The organism is Gammaproteobacteria bacterium, from assembly GCA_013696315.1.
Lineage (GTDB): Bacteria > Pseudomonadota > Gammaproteobacteria > JACCYU01 > JACCYU01 > JACCYU01.
Genome location: JACCYU010000125.1, coordinates 1 through 18,604, shown reverse-complemented (window position 1 = coordinate 18,604; position 18,604 = coordinate 1). Strand labels below are relative to the sequence as shown.

Below are 18,604 nucleotides of genomic sequence, written 5' to 3'. Positions count from 1 at the left end.
CAGGTCAGTCACTATCAAATCAAACGGGTTCAGCAACTGCTCAACGGCCGTCCCAGAAAAGTGCTGAACTGGAAAACACCCTTTGAAACTTTCAACGAACTGTTGCATTAGGAACTTGAACCCACCTTGCTAAAAAATCAATCTCAAAAAGACCGATGCTGAAAAATCGGCATCGAAGAATAGCGTTGTACCTGTTGCGTTCCCGTCCAACTAGAGTGTTAAGGAGCAATCCATGGCTACCAAACAAAACGCCGCGAGTTCCGTCAATGCCGTAAAAAAACCGCCAACCAAATCAGAAATTCTGAATCACATCGCCGACGACACGGGTATTAGTCGCAAACAGGCTGGCGCCGTGCTGGATTCGCTACAGGATCTTATAGGGAGAAGTTTGAAAGCGCGCGGCGTGGGGCTTTTCAATCTGCCGGGCCTGATGAAGATAAAGGTCGTCAAGAAACCCGCCACCAAGGCGCGCAAGGGTACTAACCCGTTCACTGGAGAAGAAACCGTATTCAAGGCCAAGCCGGCGCGCAAGGCCGTTAAGATTCAGCCGCTCAAAGCCCTGAAAGATATGGTCTGACGGCAGCGGTTAAGGCGCTGCGTCGATCGGGGGGATCAACAACAGCACCGTCGCGGCCGGTGATAGCCTACTTATTGCCGGCCGTTTCCAATATCCGCAACTTGGCGCGGATAAAATCCTTGTGGGGCACGTACAGCAGATCCGCGATTTTCCGAATCTGAGCTTCCTCGTATTTGTCGAGCTCGCGATCCGCGTACGCAACCTCCCACATATCTTCGATAATCCGGCGTTTCTGCACGGCGGAAAAATGTTCGATGATCAGGCGGACGAACGGATGCAGCGATACCGCCTCCCTTTCCTGCTCCAGCGCCGCATCGACCAGCGCCTGGGTCTCGTCATCACTAAAGGCAAAACGCCGTTTCATGGCCTCGGCGATTACCTTCAGCTCCGCATCACTCAGGCTGAAATCGGCGCGGCCAACCTAAAGCAGCAGCGCGGCTGCCGCCATCTGCAAGGTGTGCGGCGAGGGCTCGCTTACATCGTCGCCAGGTTTGAGTAGCGCTTTCAGCGCATCGAGCATGGGCAGCAAGGACTTTATTGTCTCGATGAACGCGCAATCAGGGCCCGAACCCGCGGTCAACTATATGGCATTACGTAAGAACCGGCTTCGAACCGACTGAACAGCCTCTTGATGAGCGGGTGATCGACGGGGTTTGCATCCGGCTCCGCTTCGAGATGACGCTCGGCCACATAGGTTTGGATGTTCTGACCGTCAACGAGTACGCGATACCAGGGTTTGTTTCTGGGCGGCCGCGAACGCGCGACCTGCTCATACCACTCTTCAGTACCATCGAACATCGCATCGACATCATAAATCACGCCACGATACTCGAACATTTTGTGGTGCACGACCTGTCCGATCGAAAATGCTGCTGTATCCATCCTGCTCCCTTAAACTGTTGTGCGGGTTCTTAGCGTCATTGCTTTGCGCGGCGCTTACCAGAGGCAGACACCACACATCCAATAATTGGAAACCTCAGCGCCAGCCAAGTTCAACCCACTACAGCCTGAGCCTGGATTGTCCGCGTAATGGCGTGCACGGCCGACCGTCTCCGGACTGGCAAGATCGTAATCCCCCTCATGCGATTGTTTCCCTGGCGGCGCGGCGCAAGTTACTGTTCCAGATCAGCAGCAGCGCCAGCACGACCAGCGCTACTTGCGCCAGCAGGCTTTGCAGATTGGGATAAATGCCGAGAATCTCGATAAGCGGGAACGGTACGACACTGATGGGCAGCTTGCCTGCTTCCTGCAGAGCGGCCACGCCGTTGCCGGCGAGTATTGCCGCCAGGACAAACATGAAAACGCCTGTGGCAGCGAAGAACTGACGCAGCGGCAGCCGCACGCTGTAATGCAGGATAAGCCAGGCCACGATGGCCAGGGTCACCCCCGCCGCGCCCATGCCGGCCAGCGCCATACCATGGCCTGTGGCGTCGGTCTGCGCCCACAACGCCTGATAGAACAATACGGTCTCGAAAACCTCACGATATACGGCAATGAATGACAGACCCGCGAGACCCCACAGAGTGCTCCGGCCCAGCGCCTTCTGCACGCTGCCACGGATAAACTGTTGCCACTGCCGCGCGTGCGTCTTGTCGTGCATCCAGAACCCTAAGTAAAACAGCACGCAGGCGGCCAGCAGCGCGGCGATGCCTTCGGTGAGTTCGCGCCCCGCGCCGCTGATATTGATCAGGTACGCCGAAACCATCCAGGTAACGACGCCCAGCGCCAACGCGACGACCCAGCCCGCATGCAGATAGGGCAAACCATCGCGGCGCTCGGTCTTGACTAGAAACGCCATCAGCGCAGCGACGATGAGTAAGGCCTCCAAACCTTCCCGCAGCAGGATAATGACCGCGGCCGCAAATGCTGCTCCGCCCGTCACTGTCGTCGCCCGCAGCCGCTTGCCCGCATCATCGAGCAGGCTGTACAGGCTTTCGACTTGCTGGCGTACAACGTCAACGGGCGCATGCTGGCGCAGCAGATTGCGATAGCGGGTAATCGCGTCTTCGATGCTGACCCGCAGTCCGCCGTCGACGGTATCGAGCCCGCTCTCGACCAGCTCGAAACCCTCCAGGTAAGCCGTGACCGCGACCTGATAAGCCGCGCCGACATCGCCGTCACGATACAGCGAAAAGCTTCTGCGTAGCTGCTGGCGCGTGAATGTCAGTGGGCTGGCGCCGCGCCCGAACAAGTCGTCCGGTTGTGCTCGCAGATGTGCCATGACCGCGGCGGCGTTTTTACCGTACTGCTGTCGCGCATCGGCCGGGGTGGTCGTCGTCAAGGTTTCCAGATCAGCCAGCGCCGATCGCCTCCCGCCCGTGTGCCAGCCTTGTTCACCTTGATCGACCGCGGCGGCCGTGGCGCCCAAGCGTCCCACGTAGAACGCCAGGCTCCAGCGCTCATGTTCGCCAAGATCCTCAAAAGCACGCATCGCGGTGCCATCGACACCCAAGGAGATGGTGTTATAAAGACCATAGAGCGTGCGCTGACGGTAGCGCGCGGCATCGCGAAAGTTGGTCGGCGACGGTTCCAGCCCCGCGGCAATCACACCATCACCCCGGCCGCTGGCGCCGTGACACCCTGCGCAGGACTGCGCATAAAGCCGGTGTGCCAGCTTGAAATCGGGCGGATTTTGCGGGACGGTCGTTACCCCGTATTCACGCACGACCGCCGCGCGCATTGACGACGTAACGGCGGTGATTGCACTTGCCGGCGCGCGTGACTCGATCAATCGCGCAAGATGCTTTGCCTGCGCGCGCATTCGCGGCTTGATCTGCGATGGGTTTAACGCTGCGGTCTGTGCCGCGATGCCCGCCGCGAGATCCCGCATTTCGCGGTATTCCGCGGCATTGACGACTTTTCCATCCGCCACCGCTTGTCCATAATCGACGCCGACGTAATCCTGCATCTGAATGAGGTATTGCACGGAGGCATCGGCGAGCGCCAGTCCCGGCACCATTAACAGAAGCAGCGCGATGACATTTTTCATAGCAAATTTTTCATACCATGGACAGTCCGCGAATCGATGAGGGCGAAGTATAATCATTATCATTTGTAAATCGAAGGACCAGCATTGCGGAATGACCTTCGCGACCATAAATACGGCGGCAAGCCTTAATTGACGATGTGCCTGATCGCATTCTCGTATCGCGAACACAGCGACTACCGGCTCATCCTGGCCGCCAACCGTGACGAGTTTTATGCGCGCCCTGCCGCCGGACTCGGGGCGTGGGGCGATGCGCCCGACATCATCGCGGGGCGCGACGAGGTTGGCGGCGGCACCTGGCTCGGGATCACCCGGCAGGGTCGCTTTGCCGCGGTCACCAATTACCGCGATCCGCGCGCGGTTCGCGAGCACGCCCCGTCACGCGGCCGGCTGGTGACCGATTACCTGCGCGGCCGTGAAGCGCCCGGCTTGTACATGGAAAATCTGGGCGAGCGCGCCGGCCAATACTCTGGCTTCAGCCTGCTGGCCGGCGATGAACGTGAACTCTATTATTTTTGCAACATTGACAACGCGGTGCGCAACTTGGGCCCTGGCACTTATGGCGTGAGCAACCACCTGCTGGACACGCCCTGGCCCAAGGTCTGGCGCGCGAAGCGCGCGCTGAACAAACTGGTCCGCGCGGACACCATCACGTCCGCGCTCCTGCTCGATCTGTTGACAGACACAGCGCCAGCCGACACACAAGAACTGCCTGACACCGGGGTCGGCCCGCGTCTGGAACGCCAGCTATCCCCGATCTTTATCAATGGCGAGACCTATGGCACGCGCGCTTCCACGGCGCTTACGATCACGTGCGCCGGAAGCGTCAGCATTACCGAACGCGCGCATCCGGGTGGCGAGATCCGGTCGCTGCAATGGCGGCTGAGCGGAGATAGATTACACAGTGGCGAGTCGAGTTGCTAAACTGCATGTCTTCAACGGACCGACGATATGAATAAACTCGCGGACATCAGGGTGAGCGTCGCGCCGCCGCCTCAATTCACGCCGGAAACCAAGTGCGGCTTCTGCACCAATTCAAAGTGCTGCACGTATATCACGCAGCAGATCGATGCCCCGCGCTCAAAACTCGATTTCGAGCATCTGTTATGGCAGGTAAGCCACGCCAATGTCAGTATCTACAAGGATGAAGACGGCTGGTTTCTGCTTGTGGACTCGCGTTGCGCCCATTTACAGACGGACGGACGCTGTGGCATTTATGACGTTCGGCCCAAAATCTGCCGCGAACATTCCAACGAATTTTGCGAGTACGACGCGCCCGCCGAAGACGGCTTCGAGTTGTACTTTACGGATTACGCCTCGTTGCTGACCTATTGCAAGAAGCGCTTCCGGCGCTGGGCGCGCGGATGATTATTGAAGCGCGCGGTGCGGCCCGTTCTCGCGTCGCGCGGCTATAGCCTTGCTACACGATCCAAGGAAAGAGGAACGTAAATCGAAATGAACGAGAAAATCGTAAATCTGCAAGAGCTGTTGAGCACAGCCCACCGGCTCGCCAGGGACGCCGGCGACAAGATCATGGAGATTTACAATCAGGACTTCAGCGTGCAGGACAAGCAAGACAAGTCGCCGCTGACGGCCGCCGATCTGGCCGCGCACCGCATCATCAAGAACGGCTTAAAAGCCTCGACACCGCAATATCCCGTATTGTCCGAGGAGTCCAAACAGCTGCCGTTCGAAGCCCGCGCGACCTGGGACACGTACTGGCTGATCGATCCGCTGGACGGCACGCGCGAGTTTATCAAGCGCAATGGCGAGTTCACCGTCAACATCGCGTTGATTCACGATCACGACGCGGTGCTGGGTGTGGTGGCGGCGCCGGCCAAGAATTTAAGTTATTACGCCTGCCGCGGGCACGGCGCGTTCAAGGCCGCAACTGGCGCGCAAGCCAAAGCAATCGCGACGCGCAAACCGCCGCCCAAACGACCAACCGTGGCCGGCAGTCGTTCACACGCCGGCGATTCGCTGGCCGCGTTTCTGGACAAACTGGGCGATCACGAACTCATCAGCATGGGCAGCGCGCTGAAATCCTGCCTGGTCGCCGAGGGCATGGTGGACATCTATCCGCGTTTCGGGCCGACCTCCGAATGGGATACCGCGGCCGCGCAATGCGTGGTCGAGGAAGCTGGCGGCGTGCTCAACGGTCTCGACATGAACAAGCTGCGTTACAACACCAAGGACTCGCTGCTCAACCCCCATTTCGTGGTGATCGGAGACCCTCAGTACAACTGGGCGAAGTATTTTTAGCTGTCGCTCCCCCACGCCGCGTCGTCGCCGCGCCCGCCAGGTATGGAATCGCGCCGCTATGCACCGCTTCGCCTAAAGCAGCGTCAGCGTCGCAAGCCCTAAGAACGCGAAAAAACCCATCACGTCGGTAACCGTGGTTACTATCACTGTTGCCGCCAGCGCGGGGTCGATGCCGAAGCGGCGCAGGAGCAACGGGATGCCGACGCCGGCCATCGCGGCGCAGAGCAGATTGATGATCATCGCGGTGGCGATGAGCGCCCCTATCCGCCAGTCGCCAAACCAGGCCAAGGCGACCGCCCCGACCAGCACGGCGAAGATAACGCCGTTGCATGCGCCGACCGCGAGTTCCTTACTGGCCAGGAAGCGGGCGTTGCGTTTGCTTATCTGGCCCTGCGCCAGACCGCGGATCACCAGGGCCAGGATCTGGTTGCCGGCGATACCGCCCATGCTGGCGACGATCGGCATCAGCACAGCAAGCGCCACGACTTTTTCAATGGTGCCCTGAAACTGCCCGACCACAGACGCGGCCAGAAACGCGGTAATCAGATTCACGCCCAGCCACAGGGAGCGTCTGCGCACCGAGGGGACGATCGGCGCGAAGATGTCCTCTTCTTCGGTCAGACCGGCCATGCTCATGACCGAATGCTCGGCCTCCTCGCGGATGACATCGACCACATCGTCGATGGTGATGCGCCCCAGCAGCTTGCCGTGATCATCGATCACCGGCGCCGACACCAGATCGCGGTCCTCGAATATCTTCGCGACCTGCGCAGCCGGTGTCTGCGCGAGAATGCCCTCCACGCTGTAGTTCATTACCTCGGCGACTGTCAGGGCGGGATCGCGGGTGACGACGGCGGAAAGTGGCAGGATGCCGAGATAACGATCATAGCGATTGACCACGATCAGGCTGTCGATCAGTTCCGGGATGTCGCTCTTCATGCGCAGATAACGCAGCACCACATCCAGTGTGACGTTCGCGCGCACGGTCACCGTGTCCGTATTCATGAGACCGCCGGCGGTGTCCTCCGCATAGGACAGCACGGCCTCCAGACGCTGCCGGTATTGCTGATCCATGCCGGCCAGCGCCTGACGGGCGACCGCATCGGGCAGATCCTGCAACAGATCGGCGAGGTCATCGACATCCAGACCTTCCGTGGCGGACAGCAGCGCCTCGTGATCCATGGCCTCGATCAGACCGGCGCGCACCTCGTCGCCGACGTGCAGCAGCACCTCGCCGTGATCGTCCTGATCGACCATCTCCCACACGATGCGGCGCTGCGAAGGCGGCAGCGATTCCAGCAGGTGCGCGATCTCAGCCGGATGCAGCGCGGAGACGATGCCGCGGGCCTGCTTGAGCGTACCCGCGCGCAGGGCCTCGGCCAGAGCCTCCAGATGATCGTCTGTCTGTCTGTCTGGCGCTGGTTCCGCCATTATCGGGTTCCCCTCTGGTGCTGATTTTCGCGCCGTGCAGTGTAGCAGGCGACACCACGAAGTCGAGTGCGGAGGCCGACAACAAGGTGGGTTAGAGTGCGAGATGCGCCGTCGTAAACGAAGTGCGTTTTTCGAGTATCAGCCGTGCTTGCGTTGGGGAAAGCCAGGTAAGGATGGATAAAGCCCGCCGCCCTGTTTGTAGGAGCGGTTTTAACCGCGTGCGGCGTCAGACATGAGCAGCGCGCATGAGTGCGCTCCTACACGTCCACCCTGGTCACCTGAAAATAATGAGGCGTTCAATTTTTTCGCCGGCTATTCTTCCTCGCCGAAGCGCCGGTTGATCAGCGCTTCGAGCTGATGCACGGCCTCGTTTTCGTCGTTGCCTTCGGCGTGCAGGGTGACGGTGCTGCCCTTGCCCGCCGCCAGCATCATGACGCCCATGATGCTTTTGCCGTTGACTTTGCGCGAGCCTTTCGCGAGTTCGACCTCGCTTTCGAAATTCGACGCCAGATTGACGAACTTGGCGGCCGCCCGTGCGTGCATGCCGAGTTTATTTATGATGGTGAGTTCCTTAGCGATCATGTCGCTCTTCCTCGCGCTCACAAAACAGGATGCCATCGTGCCCCCCGCTCAGCGCCTTGTTGACCATTTCATAAAGATTGAGACTCGGATAGTTCAGCACACGCACCAGCATCGGCAGATTGATGCCGGCGACGACCTGAATTTGTGGATGATCCAGCAGCCGGTTGGCAATGTTGCTTGGTGTGGAGCCGTACATATCGGTCAGCACCAGTACGCCCTCGCCGCAGTTCAGATTTTCGCAGAGCTCGCGTGCCTCGCGCAGCGCGCTCTCGGGGTCGGTCCGTTGCGACACCGCCAGATGTGCGGGTTGCAGCGGGCAGAACCCCAGCACCGAGGTCGCCGTCTGGAGCAGCTGTTCGCCGACCCCGCCGTGCGTAATGATGAGCAAACCTACCGTCATGTTGATACCGGAACCGTGTACACAATCACCGGGCAGTCACTGGATAGTACGACGAGCATGGTAATCCGGAGGCGCACGCATTAAGCGTCAGTCCAGTTCCCGATGGCGCACCGTGATATTTTCATAGCGCGACTCCTTGAAATTATCAGCCAGGCGTTCGACCAGATACACCGACCGGTGACGTCCTCCCGTGCAGCCTATCGATACGCTCAGATAACTGCGGTTGTCGGCCTCGAAGCGGGGCACCCAGCGCGCCAGAAAATCCCGCAGCGCGAGAAACATTGCCTCCGTATCAGCGTGTCCGCACAGAAACTCGACGACTCTTGCATCGCGCCCCGTCAACGGACGCAGTTGCGGCTGCCAGTGCGGATTGGGCAGGCAGCGCACGTCGAACACAAAATCCGAGTCAGTGGGAACACCATGCTTGTAGCCGAACGACTGGAACAGCAGCGACAATGCGGAATTGGCGCTGGTACGCACCCGTTCGCTGACCAGCGCGCGCAACTGATGCACATTCGTGCGCGTGGTGTCGATCCTCAGATCGGCTCGCGACGCGATTGCCTCCAGCAGCGAGCGCTCCAGATGTATCGCCTCCACCAGCGGCATCCCCTTGCGCGTGAGCGGGTGCCTGCGCCGCGTCTCGCTGAAACGCGAGATGAGCACCTCGATGGCGGCCTGCAAAAAAATCACTTCCACATCCAGCCCGCTGGACTTGATCGCATCCACAATCTCGGGAAAGCGCGCGAGATCATCGACGCCGCTGCGCGCATCGATGCCGACCGCGGCCTTGTCGTAGAGCTTCAGACCGGGACTCACAAGCTGCTCGACAAACGCGGGCAGGAGGCCCATATGGAGATTATCGATGCAGTAGAAATCTTCGTCTTCCAGGGTATGGAGCGCCACCGTTTTGCCCGAACCGGATAGCCCGCTGACGATTAGCAGTTTCATCAAGACCTTGTTAGTTGTGCGAAGAATCGCGCCCGCCGTGGTCGGCAAGTCAGCGATCAGGTCATCAGCCGCCGCTGCCTGGCGGCCAGATCTTCGCCAGCATTATACCCGTTGAGCCGTAACAGGTGGTTGCGCACGGCCGCTTCGACCAGCACCGCCAGGTTGCGGCCTGGCGCCACCGGCAGCGAAAACACCGGAATGTCCAGTCCCAGCACGTTGCGGGTATGCTGCTGGTCGCGCAGACGATCCGCGAACGCCGCGTCACCCTGCCGCAGATGCTTGAGCTCGATGATCAAACGCAGGTACTTGCCCTTCTTGATGATACTGTCGCCGTACATGGCGCGTATATTCAACACGCCCAGGCCCCGCACCTCCAGAAAATCCTGAATGATCGAAGGACAGTTGCCGTTGACGATATCCGGCGCGATACGCGCGAATTCCGGCGCATCATCCGCCACCAGCCTATGGCCACGGGAGATTAATTCCAGCGCCAGCTCGCTCTTGCCGACGCCGCTGTCGCCGGTGAGCAGCACGCCGATGCTCAAGACTTCGAGAAACACACCGTGCAGCGTGATGCGTTCCGCCAGCTTGTGCGTAAAGTAATAGCGCAGATCGTTGATCAGGTCGTTGCTGGGTATCGCCGACTGCAGCAGCGGCACATTGAACCGATCCGCGAGCCGCACGAACTCCTCTGGCGGCGAGCACTCGTCGGCCAGCAGGATCACCACCGGGTCGTTCTCGAACAACTGCTCGCTGGCATCCTGACGCCAGTTTTTGCGCAGATTCGCGAGATAGTTGAGTTCCGTCTTGCCGAGCACCTGCGCCTGATTGGCGTGGATGAGGTTGAAATGCCCGATGAGGCCGTGGTTGCCGCGCTGGGCGAACTCGCGCTCGCCGCCCCCCTTGCCGGCCAGCCACTTCAGGCGCAGGCGCGCCAGCAGGTCATCATAAAGGGTTTGGACAGTCAGCGATTCGGTCATGGCAGTCTACCCGGCGGCGACGGCGCACGGTCAGCATTCACGCCGCTAGAGCGGCGACCTCACAATCGAGCAGCGTCAGCATTTCCGCGGATGTTGCGGTGGCGCGCAAATCGTCGAGTACGTGTTTCACGCGTGTCGGACGTCGATCAGGCGAATCCGCCATTGAGGACAGAGTATTTCAGGACATGTTGCGATGCGACCCTTCCACTCGATGATGATCTTTCAGTTTCTCCTTATGTTTGACGATTTGCCGATCGAGCTTGTCGACCAGCCCGTCGATCGCCGCGTACATATCTTCCTTGACGTCGTCGGCGAACAGGCGGTTGCCGCTCACCATCATCGTCGCTTCCGCCCGGTGGCGCAGTTTCTCGACCGTCAGTATGACGTGGGCATCGGTGACCTGGTCAAAATGCCGCTCCACGCGCTCGAATTTGTCGGCCACATACTCGCGCAGCGCACCGGTGATGTCTACGTGATGCCCGGTGAGATTGATCTGCATGTAAACCCCCTGTCGTTAGGAACCTTGTTGTTGGTAAAACCTGTCAGTGGTAAAACACTCTCGCTGGTAACACATGGAAGGCGAGCGATCTCATCTGCCGGCGCGACCCCTCGGCCAGGACGTGATCAGGCCATGCGTTTGCGTTCATTGGAAGGTGGAATGGACATGGCCTCGCGGTACTTCGCCACCGTGCGCCGCGCCACGTTGATGCCTTTCACGACCAGCATGGCGGCGATCTTGCTGTCACTCAAGGGCTTGGTAGCGTGCTCCTGCGCGATTAAAGTCTTGATCATGGCGCGGATGGCAGTGGCCGAACACACACCGCCGTCGGCGGTGCCGACGTGGCTGGAGAAAAAATACTTGAACTCGAAGATGCCCCGCGGCGTGTGCATATATTTGTGCGTGGTTACCCTGGAGATGGTCGATTCGTGCATCTCCAGCCGCTCGGCGATGTCTTTCAGCACCAGCGGCTTCATGGCTTCCGCGCCATATTCGAGAAAACCGCGCTGGTGCGCCACAATGGCCGTCGCCACCTTGAGCAGGGTCTCGTTGCGGCTCTGCAGACTCTTGATAAACCAGCGCGCCTCCTGCAACTGGTTGCGCATATAAGTGTTGTCGGCGCTGTTGTCGGCGCGTTTCACCAGGCCCGCGTACATCGAGTTGATGCGGATGCGCGGGGCCGTGTTTGCATTCAGCTCCACTCTCCACGTCCCCTGCGAGCGGAACACGCTCACGTCCGGCACTATGTATTCCGGGGCGCGGCTACTGATCCGCGATCCGGGGCGTGGGTTGAGCGTCTGGATCAGCGCCGCGACTTCGTGCACTTCAGGCTCGGTGAGCTTCATACGCCGCGACAACTGCTTGTAATTACGCGCTCCCAGCAAATCCAGATGCTCGGTCACGAGCTGCCGCGCCTCCTTGAGCCAGGGCGTATCGCTGGCAAGCTGCTGCAACTGGATGCCGAGACATTCCGACAGACTGCGCGCGCCGGAACCCACCGGGTCGAAACGCTGCACCAGATGCAGCACGGCCTCTACTTCGTCCAGATCGATATCGGCCTCCAGCGCGAGATTGGCGTGAATCGATTCTAAGGATTCGCCCAGATATCCGTCGTCGCCGATTGCGTCAATCAACGCCATCGCGATCGCCCGGTCGGTATCGCTCATCTGCGTCAGCCGCATCTGCCACAGCAGGTGATCGCGCAGCGATTCCTGCGCGCCGCTCTGATTCTCGAAGATATCCCGGCCGTCGTCGGACGCGCCGTTATAGGGGCTGGAGGTGTCGTAGCTGTCATCCCAGCTGCTGTCCACCGGTAGATCGTCAGGCGTTTCCGCGGGCGCCGGGATGCTGTCGTCGTTACTGGCCGCGGCCGTTTCGGCGTCGCCAGGCGACGTTGCATCGCCGTTCGGCGGATTGCTCTCCCCCTCCGGTTCGCCGTCATCCTCGACGGTTTCCAACATGGGGTTGTTCTCGAAATTCTGCTGAATCTCCGCCTGTAGCTCCAGTGTGGATAACTGCAACAGGCGGATGGCCTGCTGCAGTTGCGGCGTCATGGTCAGTTGCTGACCGAGGCGCAGCTGGATGGAAGGTTTCAACATCGACAATCTCGATTGCGATCAGCAGTTATTGCGTACCGCTGGGTTTACTACAGTGTTTACGAGGGTTGACAGCATGACTGACGGCCCGGGCGCGTCCGGCGCGACGCGACCGGATTGCGGATTCGAAAAATTTCATGGCTTCAAGTATAAGGCACCGGCAGCATTCTTCCCATATTGATACGCGGACTCTGCCGGCCCCAGCGCCGGCGTTTCGCGCCGCGCGTACCGCAATAGTAACGCCTAAGTCAAAGGCGGAAGTGCTCGCCCAGATAGATTTGGCGCACGCGGGCATCGGCCAGAATGTCCTGTGGAGCGCCCTCGGCGATGACCCTGCCTTCGCCCAGAATATACGCCCGGGCGCAGATTCCTAACGTCTCGCGTACGTTATGGTCAGTCACCAGCACACCTATGCCGCGTTCCGTCAGATGCCCGATAATACGCTGGATATCCATTACCGCAATCGGGTCGACACCGGCGAAGGGTTCGTCCAACAGCATGAAGGCCGGTTCCATCGCCAGCGCGCGGGCGATTTCCACGCGCCGCCGCTCACCGCCCGAGAGGCTGATACCGAGACTACCGGCGATATGAGCGATCTGCAAATCGTCGAGCAGCCGCTCCAGATGCCGCGCGCGTTGGCGGCGGTTCAGACCGCGACGCGCCTGCAGCACGACATTTAGATTGTCCGCCACAGTGAGCTTGCGGAACACCGACGCCTCCTGCGGGAGATAGCCGATACCCGCGCGCGCGCGCGCATGCATGGGCGCGCGCGCAACGTCGTGTTTATCCAGCGTGATCGCGCCGCGATCACAGCGCACCAGGCCCACCATCATGTAGAAGCAGGTGGTCTTGCCGGCGCCGTTGGGGCCAAGCAGACCCACCACTTCGCCGCTGACCACATGCAGCGACACGCCATCGACGACCTGCCGACCCTTGTAGTTCTTGGCAAGATCGCGCGCGCGCAGTTCGCTCATCGTGCGGCGGGCGAGTCATTGCCGTCGTTTGCATCCTCGGGCACCAAGGTCATTTGTACGCGCCCGGCCCCGTCGGGATTGTCGGCGTCCACCACGCGCCGCCGGATGTCATAAACGATTCTAGTCGCCGCAAAATCGTTCTTCGCCCGACGCAAAAACGCCTCCCCAAGCAATGTGATGCGATGTTTACCCGGCTCGTACTCCATGCGCAAGGCCTCGGCGTATAATGCATTTTCGCCGGGTCCGTTTTCTTCGGGTGCATTCTCTCCGGGCTCATTCTCTCCGGGATCGTCGGCGGCGGGCGCATTGTCGCCGGGGAAGGTCTGACGAAAGGTGCTCTTGTCGCCTTCGGCGATGATTTTTTGCAGGCGCCTGCCCGCCGTGATGACTGTCATCGTGTCCGCGTTAAGCACCATGCTGCCTTGCGTGACGCGCACATCGCCACGATAGACGCCGACGCCGGTTACTTCGTTAAGATCGGCGCGATCCGCCTCGATCTCGATGGGCAACGCGGAATCGGCCTGCTGAGCGAGGCTCAACTGCGGTATCGCCAGCAACAGCATCAGCGCCAGATGGGCGGTACTACGGCACATATCGCCCTCGCACCCGCGATCTCAGAGCCAGGGTCCCGGCGGCCAGATCCAGCCGCATGCCCACTCCTTCCAGCCGCTGCGCTTCATTGGTGGCTTTCACCGGCGCCCTGGTGCGCGCCAGTTGGGGATCGGGGAACACCGTGACGTCTCGGGTTTTCACAGTGAGCCGCGCGCGCGCGTCGTGCGGCGGACGCTCGATGTCGACCGCGCCCGGCAGCCAGATCCGCTCACCCCTGGCCGTCACCCGCGCGCGCTCGGCGCGCAGCTCCACGGGTGGGCCGTCGTCACGGAAAAACCAGACATCGGGTGACACAAGGGCCGAGTTGTCGTTAACCGGAAAGTGCACCATGCGTGGTGCCTCAATGCGGTATTTCGGCGCGCCGTCCACGCCCATCATGGTGAGCAGCACGTCGGTGAAGGCGAAATCTGGCGCGCGCGGCTCCGCGACCGCCGGCACGCGTTGCAGTTCCTCCTGCAGGCCGCGCAGCCAGTCGCTCACCCCTACCGTGACTCCGATCAACGCGAGCAGCAGCAGCAGACGCAGCATCATGTCAGGTAATGTTTCATGGCCGTATCCAGCTTGCCTTGCGCCTCAAGAATCAGTTCGCAGACCTCGCGCGCCGCGCCGTGGCCGCCCGGGCTCGGCGTCACCCAGTGCGCGTAACGGCTAACCAGGGGATGCGCGTCCTGCACCGCAATGCCAAGACCTGCGCGCCGCAACACGGGGATATCGACCACGTCGTCGCCCACGTATGCGCTCTGTGCCGCCACAATATTCAGACTATTCAGCAGCTTTTGGAACGCCGGCAGCTTGTCAGCTTTTCCCTGTACGACGTGTTCGATGCCAAGGTCCGCCATGCGCCGGGTGACGGCCTTCGACTCGCGGCCGGTGATGATGGCGACGACGACGCCATAATGCTGCAGCATCCGCAGGCCGTGGCCGTCCTTCACGTTGAACGCCTTGTATTCCTGTCCGTCATCGCCAAACAAGAGCGCGCCGTCGGTCAGCACGCCGTCCACATCGAACACGGCCAGTTTGATACTCGCGGCGCGCCGCATGACGTCGTCGTCCATCCTTTATAATACGCCGGCGCGCAACAAATCGTGCATGTTCAGTGCGCCCACCAGGACACCGCGCTCGTCCACCACCGGCAGCGAGTTGATCTTGTGATCCTGCATGGTTTTCAATAATTCGGCGGCAAGCTGTTCGGACCGCGCCGTCTTGGCGCCTTCGGTCATGACTTCGCCAATGCGTGTCGCGCGGATATCGATGGCGCGGTCCAGGGTGCGGCGCAGATCGCCGTCCGTATAAATACCGATTACGCGCTTTTCCGCGTCGACCACGGCGGTCATGCCCAGTCCCTTGCGCGTAATCTCGATCAGCGCGTCGGCGAGCAACGTCGACTCCGTCACCGCCGGCACCCGCTCGCCCGTCTGCATGATGTCGCCCACGTGCAGCAGCAGGCGCCGGCCCAGTCGTCCGGCCGGATGTGAGCGCGCAAAATCATCGGCGCTGAAACCGCGCGCCTGCAACAGTGCGATGGCAAGCGCGTCGCCCATGACCAGCAGCGCGGTGGTGCTGGAGGTGGGCGCCAGACCTAACGGACACGCTTCTTTTGCGACGCTTACGTCCAGATTGACCGTCGCCTCGCGCGCCAAGGTGGAAGCCGGATTGCCAGTCAGGGCAATCAATGGCGCGCCCAGTCGTTTGATCAGCGGCAAGAGTAGCAGCAACTCATCGGTCTCGCCGGAACTGGACAGGGCGACGACTACGTCTTTCGCCGTGATCATGCCCAGATCGCCGTGGCTCGCCTCACCGGGATGCACGTAAAACGCCGGGCTGCCTGTACTGGCGAAAGTCGCCGCGATCTTGCCACCGATGTGCCCCGATTTTCCCATGCCCATGACCACGATTCGGCCGTCGCAGGCCAGCAGATATTCGCAGGCGCGGATGAATTCAACGTCGACGCGGGCGGCGAGTGCGGTGATCGCGGCAGCCTCGGTCTCGATTACCGCCATTGCCAGCGCGCTGATTTGTCCCGGATCGATAGCCATGATGTCGATAGCCATGATGTTGGTAAAGTTGCCACACAATGCGCCAGTTCGTTCGGGTGACCGCGGGCGCGCCGGGGCAAATGAAGTGGTGATCGTGGATCGGTCGTTCGCAATCCAGCGGAGTATACCGCACGCGCCGCCGATGCTAAGGCCCAAGATTATGCACGCCGCCGTCCGGTTGAACGCGAACCACAGCCCGTTGTTACCCCCGCCACGGTCGAAGAACTATGATCCAAAAAAACCGCAAAATACTTGCTGCGACTTGCGGTCACCGGACATTCACCCGCCTCGACGCTCGCGCAGAAAAACGTTCGCAAGCTCTGCCAGGGGGAGTTGCAAGGCTGGTGCGAGTTTGAGGTGGTGGACCTGCTCAAGCGACCGGAACTCGCCGAAGAGGCCCGCATTATCGCCACGCCCACCTGACGCCGGAGCCGCAGCGCAAAATCATCGGCGATCTGAGCAATCGCGATCGGCTTCTGCCGGACAGGTGAGTTCGTGGGCCGGCTGGGTGGCGACGAGTTTACCCTAATGGCGGAAGACCTACCGCGGGCGACGAGGTGCTTATGGCGCAGCGTATGCTGAAACTGCTTGCCGAGCCATTCGAGCTGGCCGGCGGGCCGCTCCAGGTCTCTGTCAGCATCGGTATCGCCGTGTATCCAGAAGGCGGGGCAACCGCAGACGAACTGCTCTCCGCCGCGGATTCCGCGATGTATCTCGCCAAGCAGTCCGGTGGCAACACATACCGCGAGTATGCATGCGAAATCGATGACACCCGCGCGAAGTAACCGGCTGGGGTAAGGTTCGCGCGCCATCGCACAGTGCCGCGACGAAGGCGCTGAGCCTGCCCGTACGCATCTTACTGGTCAGGCGCAAAAACTTCGTTTAAGGCGCGTTAACGTATATCATCCACGCTTTTCTTTTCCCCTTAAGCTTTAGCCCACGCACACTTTAGTTTTGCCTGGAGTCGATCATCGAGCAGCAACCCATTCCGCAAGAGCCGCTGGTGGCTGTGCGCAATCTGCATTTTGCGCGGGGCGACCGGCCGATCTTCAATGATCTGAGCCTCGACATCGCGCACGGCAAGATCACCGCGCTTATGGGTCCCAGCGGCACCGGCAAGACTACCTTGCTGAGGCTTATCGGCGGGCAACTCAGGCCATCGCGAGGCGCCGTGCACGTGGACGGGCAGAACGTGCATAAATTGCGCCGCGGCGCGCTGTACGAACTGCGCAAGCGCATGGGCATGCTGTTTCAGACCGGCGCGCTGCTGACCGACCTCAACGTGTTCGAGAACGTCGCCTATCCGCTGCGCGAGCACACAAAATTGCCCGAAGAGCTGGTGCGCGACCTGGTGCTGATCAAGCTCGAAGCCGTGGGCTTGCGCGGCGCGCGCGGCATGATGCCGAGCGAGCTGTCGGGCGGTATGGCGCGGAGGGTGGCGCTGGCCCGCGCGGTGGTGCTGGACCCGATGATGATTATGTACGATGAGCCATTCACTGGCCTGGATCCGATTACCAAGGGCACCATCGTCACGCTCATCAAGCAGCTCAGCCAGACTCTGGGGCTGACCAGCGTGGTCGTGTCCCACGACGTGGAGGAGACCTTAGGGATTGCGGATTATATTTATGTCATCGCGGAAGGGCGGGTCATCGAGGCCGGCGAGGCGGATTCTTTGCGCAACAGCACATCGGACTGGGTGCAACAGTTCCTGCATGGTCGCCCGGATGGTCCCATGCCATTTCACTATACGGCACGCGAATACGCGCAAGACCTGCTGAGCGGGCGCTGACACGTCATGGATAGTCCTTTGCAAACAGTCGTCCGCCTTGATTTGAACACCACATGGTAGACACAATCGCGAGTCTCGGCCGCTGGGGGCTGAACGTATTCGAGCGGCTCGGTCGCGGTCATATTTTTCTGTTGCGCGTGCTGGCCAGTCTGGGCAGTGTGGTAACGCGTCCTGGGCTAGTGGTGCGCGAGCTGTATTCGGTCGGCGTGCTGTCGTTTCTGATTATCCTCGTCTCCGGCCTGTTCGTGGGCATGGTGCTGGGCCTGCAAGGCTATGTCACGTTGTCCACCTTCGGCGCGGAGAACTCGCTGGGCGTAGTAGTGGCGCTGTCGCTGGTGCGAGAGCTGGGACCCGTGGTCACCGCGCTGTTATTCGCGGGGCGCGCGGGTTCGGCGCTGACTGCCGAGATCGGGCTCATGAAAGCCACCGAACAGTTGTCCGCAATGGAAATGATGGCCGTGGATCCGATCAGAAGAGTCGTGGCGCCGCGCTTCCTGGCGGCTTTCATTGCCATGCCGCTGCTGGCCGCCATCTTCAGCGCGATCGGCGTATACGGCGGCATGTTCGTAGGCGTCGGCCTGCTGGGGGTCGATGCGGGGTCGTACTGGTCGCAGATGCAGGCCGCAGTGGATCTCAACGCCGATATCGTAAACGGGGTGATCAAGAGCGTCGCGTTCGGATTCGTCGCCGCCTGGATCGCGGTTTTCGAGGGATACGACGCCGTGCCCACGTCGGAGGGCGTCAGCCGCGCCACCACGCGCACGGTAGTCCATACGGCGCTGGCGGTGCTGGGGCTGGATTTCATCCTGACCGCGCTGATGTTCGGCGATCCGGCATGATGCTCGCCCTGACACCGGACCACAAACCGATTCCACATACCGCCCGGGATATATGATGATGAAGCGTTCGCTAGAGATATTGGTTGGCGTGTTC

The 18,604-nt window shown here is 60.8% G+C and carries 22 protein-coding genes and 1 pseudogene; 8 read left to right on the top strand and 15 right to left on the bottom strand.

Annotated features, from left to right (window positions below):
* Positions 1 to 232: 232 nt before the first annotated feature.
* Positions 233 to 577 (top strand): HU family DNA-binding protein, encoded by a 345-nt coding sequence (locus H0V34_07730; GenBank protein ID MBA2491589.1) that lies wholly within the window; start codon positions 233 to 235, stop codon positions 575 to 577.
* 67 nt (positions 578 to 644) lie between these two features.
* Here the strand turns inward: H0V34_07730 and H0V34_07725 are convergent, their stop codons facing one another.
* The 3 genes from H0V34_07725 to H0V34_07715 form a co-directional block, all read right to left on the bottom strand.
* The gene (locus tag H0V34_07725; protein MBA2491588.1) at positions 645 to 977 is read right to left on the bottom strand and encodes a TerB family tellurite resistance protein; all 333 of its coding nucleotides are present in this window, start codon (positions 975 to 977) and stop codon (positions 645 to 647) included.
* 176 nt (positions 978 to 1,153) lie between these two features.
* Complete coding sequence (gene hspQ / locus H0V34_07720) at positions 1,154 to 1,459, bottom strand: heat shock protein HspQ (GenBank protein MBA2491587.1); 306 nt, start codon at positions 1,457 to 1,459, stop codon at positions 1,154 to 1,156.
* Positions 1,460 to 1,655: 196 nt separating this feature from the next.
* Positions 1,656 to 3,566 carry an FTR1 family protein gene (locus H0V34_07715; protein ID MBA2491586.1) on the bottom strand — a complete coding sequence of 637 codons (1,911 nt, stop codon included), beginning with the start codon at positions 3,564 to 3,566 and terminating at the stop codon, positions 1,656 to 1,658.
* A 135-nt stretch (positions 3,567 to 3,701) separates the two neighbouring features.
* On the opposite strand from H0V34_07715, the gene H0V34_07710 reads away from it, so the two are divergent.
* The 3 genes from H0V34_07710 (at position 3,702) to cysQ (ending at position 5,825) form a co-directional block, all read left to right on the top strand.
* Entirely contained in the window at positions 3,702 to 4,487 is a 786-nt protein-coding gene (locus H0V34_07710; protein ID MBA2491585.1) for an NRDE family protein, read from the top strand.
* A gap of 27 nt (positions 4,488 to 4,514) precedes the next feature.
* Positions 4,515 to 4,931 (top strand): YkgJ family cysteine cluster protein, encoded by a 417-nt coding sequence (locus H0V34_07705; protein MBA2491584.1) that lies wholly within the window; start codon positions 4,515 to 4,517, stop codon positions 4,929 to 4,931.
* Between the two features lie 87 nt (positions 4,932 to 5,018).
* Positions 5,019 to 5,825, top strand: coding sequence for a 3'(2'),5'-bisphosphate nucleotidase CysQ (gene cysQ, locus H0V34_07700; protein ID MBA2491583.1), 807 nt, complete (start codon positions 5,019 to 5,021; stop codon positions 5,823 to 5,825).
* 72 nt (positions 5,826 to 5,897) lie between these two features.
* Here the strand turns inward: cysQ and mgtE are convergent, their stop codons facing one another.
* From mgtE to H0V34_07640, 12 genes are all read right to left on the bottom strand, one after another.
* Entirely contained in the window at positions 5,898 to 7,256 is a 1,359-nt protein-coding gene (gene mgtE, locus H0V34_07695; protein MBA2491582.1) for a magnesium transporter, read from the bottom strand.
* Positions 7,257 to 7,568: 312 nt separating this feature from the next.
* Positions 7,569 to 7,838, bottom strand: coding sequence for an HPr family phosphocarrier protein (locus H0V34_07690; GenBank protein MBA2491581.1), 270 nt, complete (start codon positions 7,836 to 7,838; stop codon positions 7,569 to 7,571).
* Positions 7,828 to 8,238, bottom strand: a complete 411-nt coding sequence (locus tag H0V34_07685; GenBank protein ID MBA2491580.1) for a PTS fructose transporter subunit IIA — start codon at positions 8,236 to 8,238, stop codon at positions 7,828 to 7,830. The genes H0V34_07690 and H0V34_07685 overlap by 11 nt, the downstream gene beginning before the upstream one ends.
* Positions 8,239 to 8,325: 87 nt before the next feature.
* A complete protein-coding gene (gene rapZ, locus H0V34_07680; protein ID MBA2491579.1) occupies positions 8,326 to 9,186 on the bottom strand; it encodes an RNase adapter RapZ in 861 nt (286 codons plus the stop codon).
* A gap of 56 nt (positions 9,187 to 9,242) precedes the next feature.
* A complete protein-coding gene (gene hprK, locus H0V34_07675) occupies positions 9,243 to 10,166 on the bottom strand; it encodes an HPr(Ser) kinase/phosphatase (GenBank protein MBA2491578.1) in 924 nt (307 codons plus the stop codon).
* Between the two features lie 178 nt (positions 10,167 to 10,344).
* Entirely contained in the window at positions 10,345 to 10,665 is a 321-nt protein-coding gene (gene raiA, locus H0V34_07670; GenBank protein ID MBA2491577.1) for a ribosome-associated translation inhibitor RaiA, read from the bottom strand.
* Positions 10,666 to 10,790: 125 nt separating this feature from the next.
* A complete protein-coding gene (locus tag H0V34_07665; GenBank protein MBA2491576.1) occupies positions 10,791 to 12,260 on the bottom strand; it encodes an RNA polymerase factor sigma-54 in 1,470 nt (489 codons plus the stop codon).
* A 248-nt stretch (positions 12,261 to 12,508) separates the two neighbouring features.
* Positions 12,509 to 13,234, bottom strand: a complete 726-nt coding sequence (gene lptB / locus H0V34_07660; protein ID MBA2491575.1) for an LPS export ABC transporter ATP-binding protein — start codon at positions 13,232 to 13,234, stop codon at positions 12,509 to 12,511.
* Entirely contained in the window at positions 13,231 to 13,827 is a 597-nt protein-coding gene (locus H0V34_07655; protein ID MBA2491574.1) for a lipopolysaccharide transport periplasmic protein LptA, read from the bottom strand. The genes lptB and H0V34_07655 overlap by 4 nt, the downstream gene beginning before the upstream one ends.
* A complete protein-coding gene (gene lptC, locus H0V34_07650; GenBank protein MBA2491573.1) occupies positions 13,817 to 14,377 on the bottom strand; it encodes an LPS export ABC transporter periplasmic protein LptC in 561 nt (186 codons plus the stop codon). Before lptC ends, H0V34_07655 begins: the two co-directional genes overlap by 11 nt.
* Entirely contained in the window at positions 14,374 to 14,901 is a 528-nt protein-coding gene (gene kdsC, locus H0V34_07645) for a 3-deoxy-manno-octulosonate-8-phosphatase KdsC (protein MBA2491572.1), read from the bottom strand. The genes lptC and kdsC overlap by 4 nt, the downstream gene beginning before the upstream one ends.
* Positions 14,902 to 14,904: 3 nt before the next feature.
* On the bottom strand, positions 14,905 to 15,882 hold the full coding sequence (locus H0V34_07640; GenBank protein MBA2491571.1) for a KpsF/GutQ family sugar-phosphate isomerase: 978 nt from the start codon (positions 15,880 to 15,882) through the stop codon (positions 14,905 to 14,907).
* A gap of 252 nt (positions 15,883 to 16,134) precedes the next feature.
* Here H0V34_07640 and H0V34_07635 point away from each other — a divergent pair.
* The 4 genes and pseudogenes from H0V34_07635 (at position 16,135) to mlaE (ending at position 18,510) form a co-directional block, all read left to right on the top strand.
* Positions 16,135 to 16,373: pseudogene (locus H0V34_07635) on the top strand (circadian clock protein KaiB).
* Positions 16,374 to 16,457: 84 nt separating this feature from the next.
* A complete protein-coding gene (locus H0V34_07630; protein MBA2491570.1) occupies positions 16,458 to 16,667 on the top strand; it encodes a diguanylate cyclase in 210 nt (69 codons plus the stop codon).
* A gap of 185 nt (positions 16,668 to 16,852) precedes the next feature.
* A complete protein-coding gene (locus H0V34_07625; protein MBA2491569.1) occupies positions 16,853 to 17,671 on the top strand; it encodes an ATP-binding cassette domain-containing protein in 819 nt (272 codons plus the stop codon).
* A gap of 53 nt (positions 17,672 to 17,724) precedes the next feature.
* Complete coding sequence (mlaE, locus tag H0V34_07620; GenBank protein ID MBA2491568.1) at positions 17,725 to 18,510, top strand: lipid asymmetry maintenance ABC transporter permease subunit MlaE; 786 nt, start codon at positions 17,725 to 17,727, stop codon at positions 18,508 to 18,510.
* Positions 18,511 to 18,604: the final 94 nt, after the last annotated feature.

What these genes read in the sequence shown, in the direction of transcription:
- H0V34_07730 (MBA2491589.1), top strand. Translation starts at nt 233, where the DNA reads ATGGCTACCAAACAAAACGCCGCGAGTTCCGTCAATGCCGTAAAAAAA.
- hspQ (MBA2491587.1), bottom strand. Translation starts at nt 1,459, where the DNA reads ATGGATACAGCAGCATTTTCGATCGGACAGGTCGTGCACCACAAAATG.
- H0V34_07715 (MBA2491586.1), bottom strand. Translation starts at nt 3,566, where the DNA reads ATGAAAAATGTCATCGCGCTGCTTCTGTTAATGGTGCCGGGACTGGCG.
- H0V34_07710 (MBA2491585.1), top strand. Translation starts at nt 3,702, where the DNA reads ATGTGCCTGATCGCATTCTCGTATCGCGAACACAGCGACTACCGGCTC.
- H0V34_07705 (MBA2491584.1), top strand. Translation starts at nt 4,515, where the DNA reads ATGAATAAACTCGCGGACATCAGGGTGAGCGTCGCGCCGCCGCCTCAA.
- cysQ (MBA2491583.1), top strand. Translation starts at nt 5,019, where the DNA reads ATGAACGAGAAAATCGTAAATCTGCAAGAGCTGTTGAGCACAGCCCAC.
- mgtE (MBA2491582.1), bottom strand. Translation starts at nt 7,256, where the DNA reads ATGGCGGAACCAGCGCCAGACAGACAGACAGACGATCATCTGGAGGCT.
- H0V34_07690 (MBA2491581.1), bottom strand. Translation starts at nt 7,838, where the DNA reads ATGATCGCTAAGGAACTCACCATCATAAATAAACTCGGCATGCACGCA.
- H0V34_07685 (MBA2491580.1), bottom strand. Translation starts at nt 8,238, where the DNA reads ATGACGGTAGGTTTGCTCATCATTACGCACGGCGGGGTCGGCGAACAG.
- rapZ (MBA2491579.1), bottom strand. Translation starts at nt 9,186, where the DNA reads ATGAAACTGCTAATCGTCAGCGGGCTATCCGGTTCGGGCAAAACGGTG.
- hprK (MBA2491578.1), bottom strand. Translation starts at nt 10,166, where the DNA reads ATGACCGAATCGCTGACTGTCCAAACCCTTTATGATGACCTGCTGGCG.
- raiA (MBA2491577.1), bottom strand. Translation starts at nt 10,665, where the DNA reads ATGCAGATCAATCTCACCGGGCATCACGTAGACATCACCGGTGCGCTG.
- lptB (MBA2491575.1), bottom strand. Translation starts at nt 13,234, where the DNA reads ATGAGCGAACTGCGCGCGCGCGATCTTGCCAAGAACTACAAGGGTCGG.
- H0V34_07655 (MBA2491574.1), bottom strand. Translation starts at nt 13,827, where the DNA reads ATGTGCCGTAGTACCGCCCATCTGGCGCTGATGCTGTTGCTGGCGATA.
- lptC (MBA2491573.1), bottom strand. Translation starts at nt 14,377, where the DNA reads ATGATGCTGCGTCTGCTGCTGCTGCTCGCGTTGATCGGAGTCACGGTA.
- kdsC (MBA2491572.1), bottom strand. Translation starts at nt 14,901, where the DNA reads ATGGACGACGACGTCATGCGGCGCGCCGCGAGTATCAAACTGGCCGTG.
- H0V34_07640 (MBA2491571.1), bottom strand. Translation starts at nt 15,882, where the DNA reads ATGGCTATCGATCCGGGACAAATCAGCGCGCTGGCAATGGCGGTAATC.
- H0V34_07630 (MBA2491570.1), top strand. Translation starts at nt 16,458, where the DNA reads ATGCTGAAACTGCTTGCCGAGCCATTCGAGCTGGCCGGCGGGCCGCTC.
- mlaE (MBA2491568.1), top strand. Translation starts at nt 17,725, where the DNA reads ATGGTAGACACAATCGCGAGTCTCGGCCGCTGGGGGCTGAACGTATTC.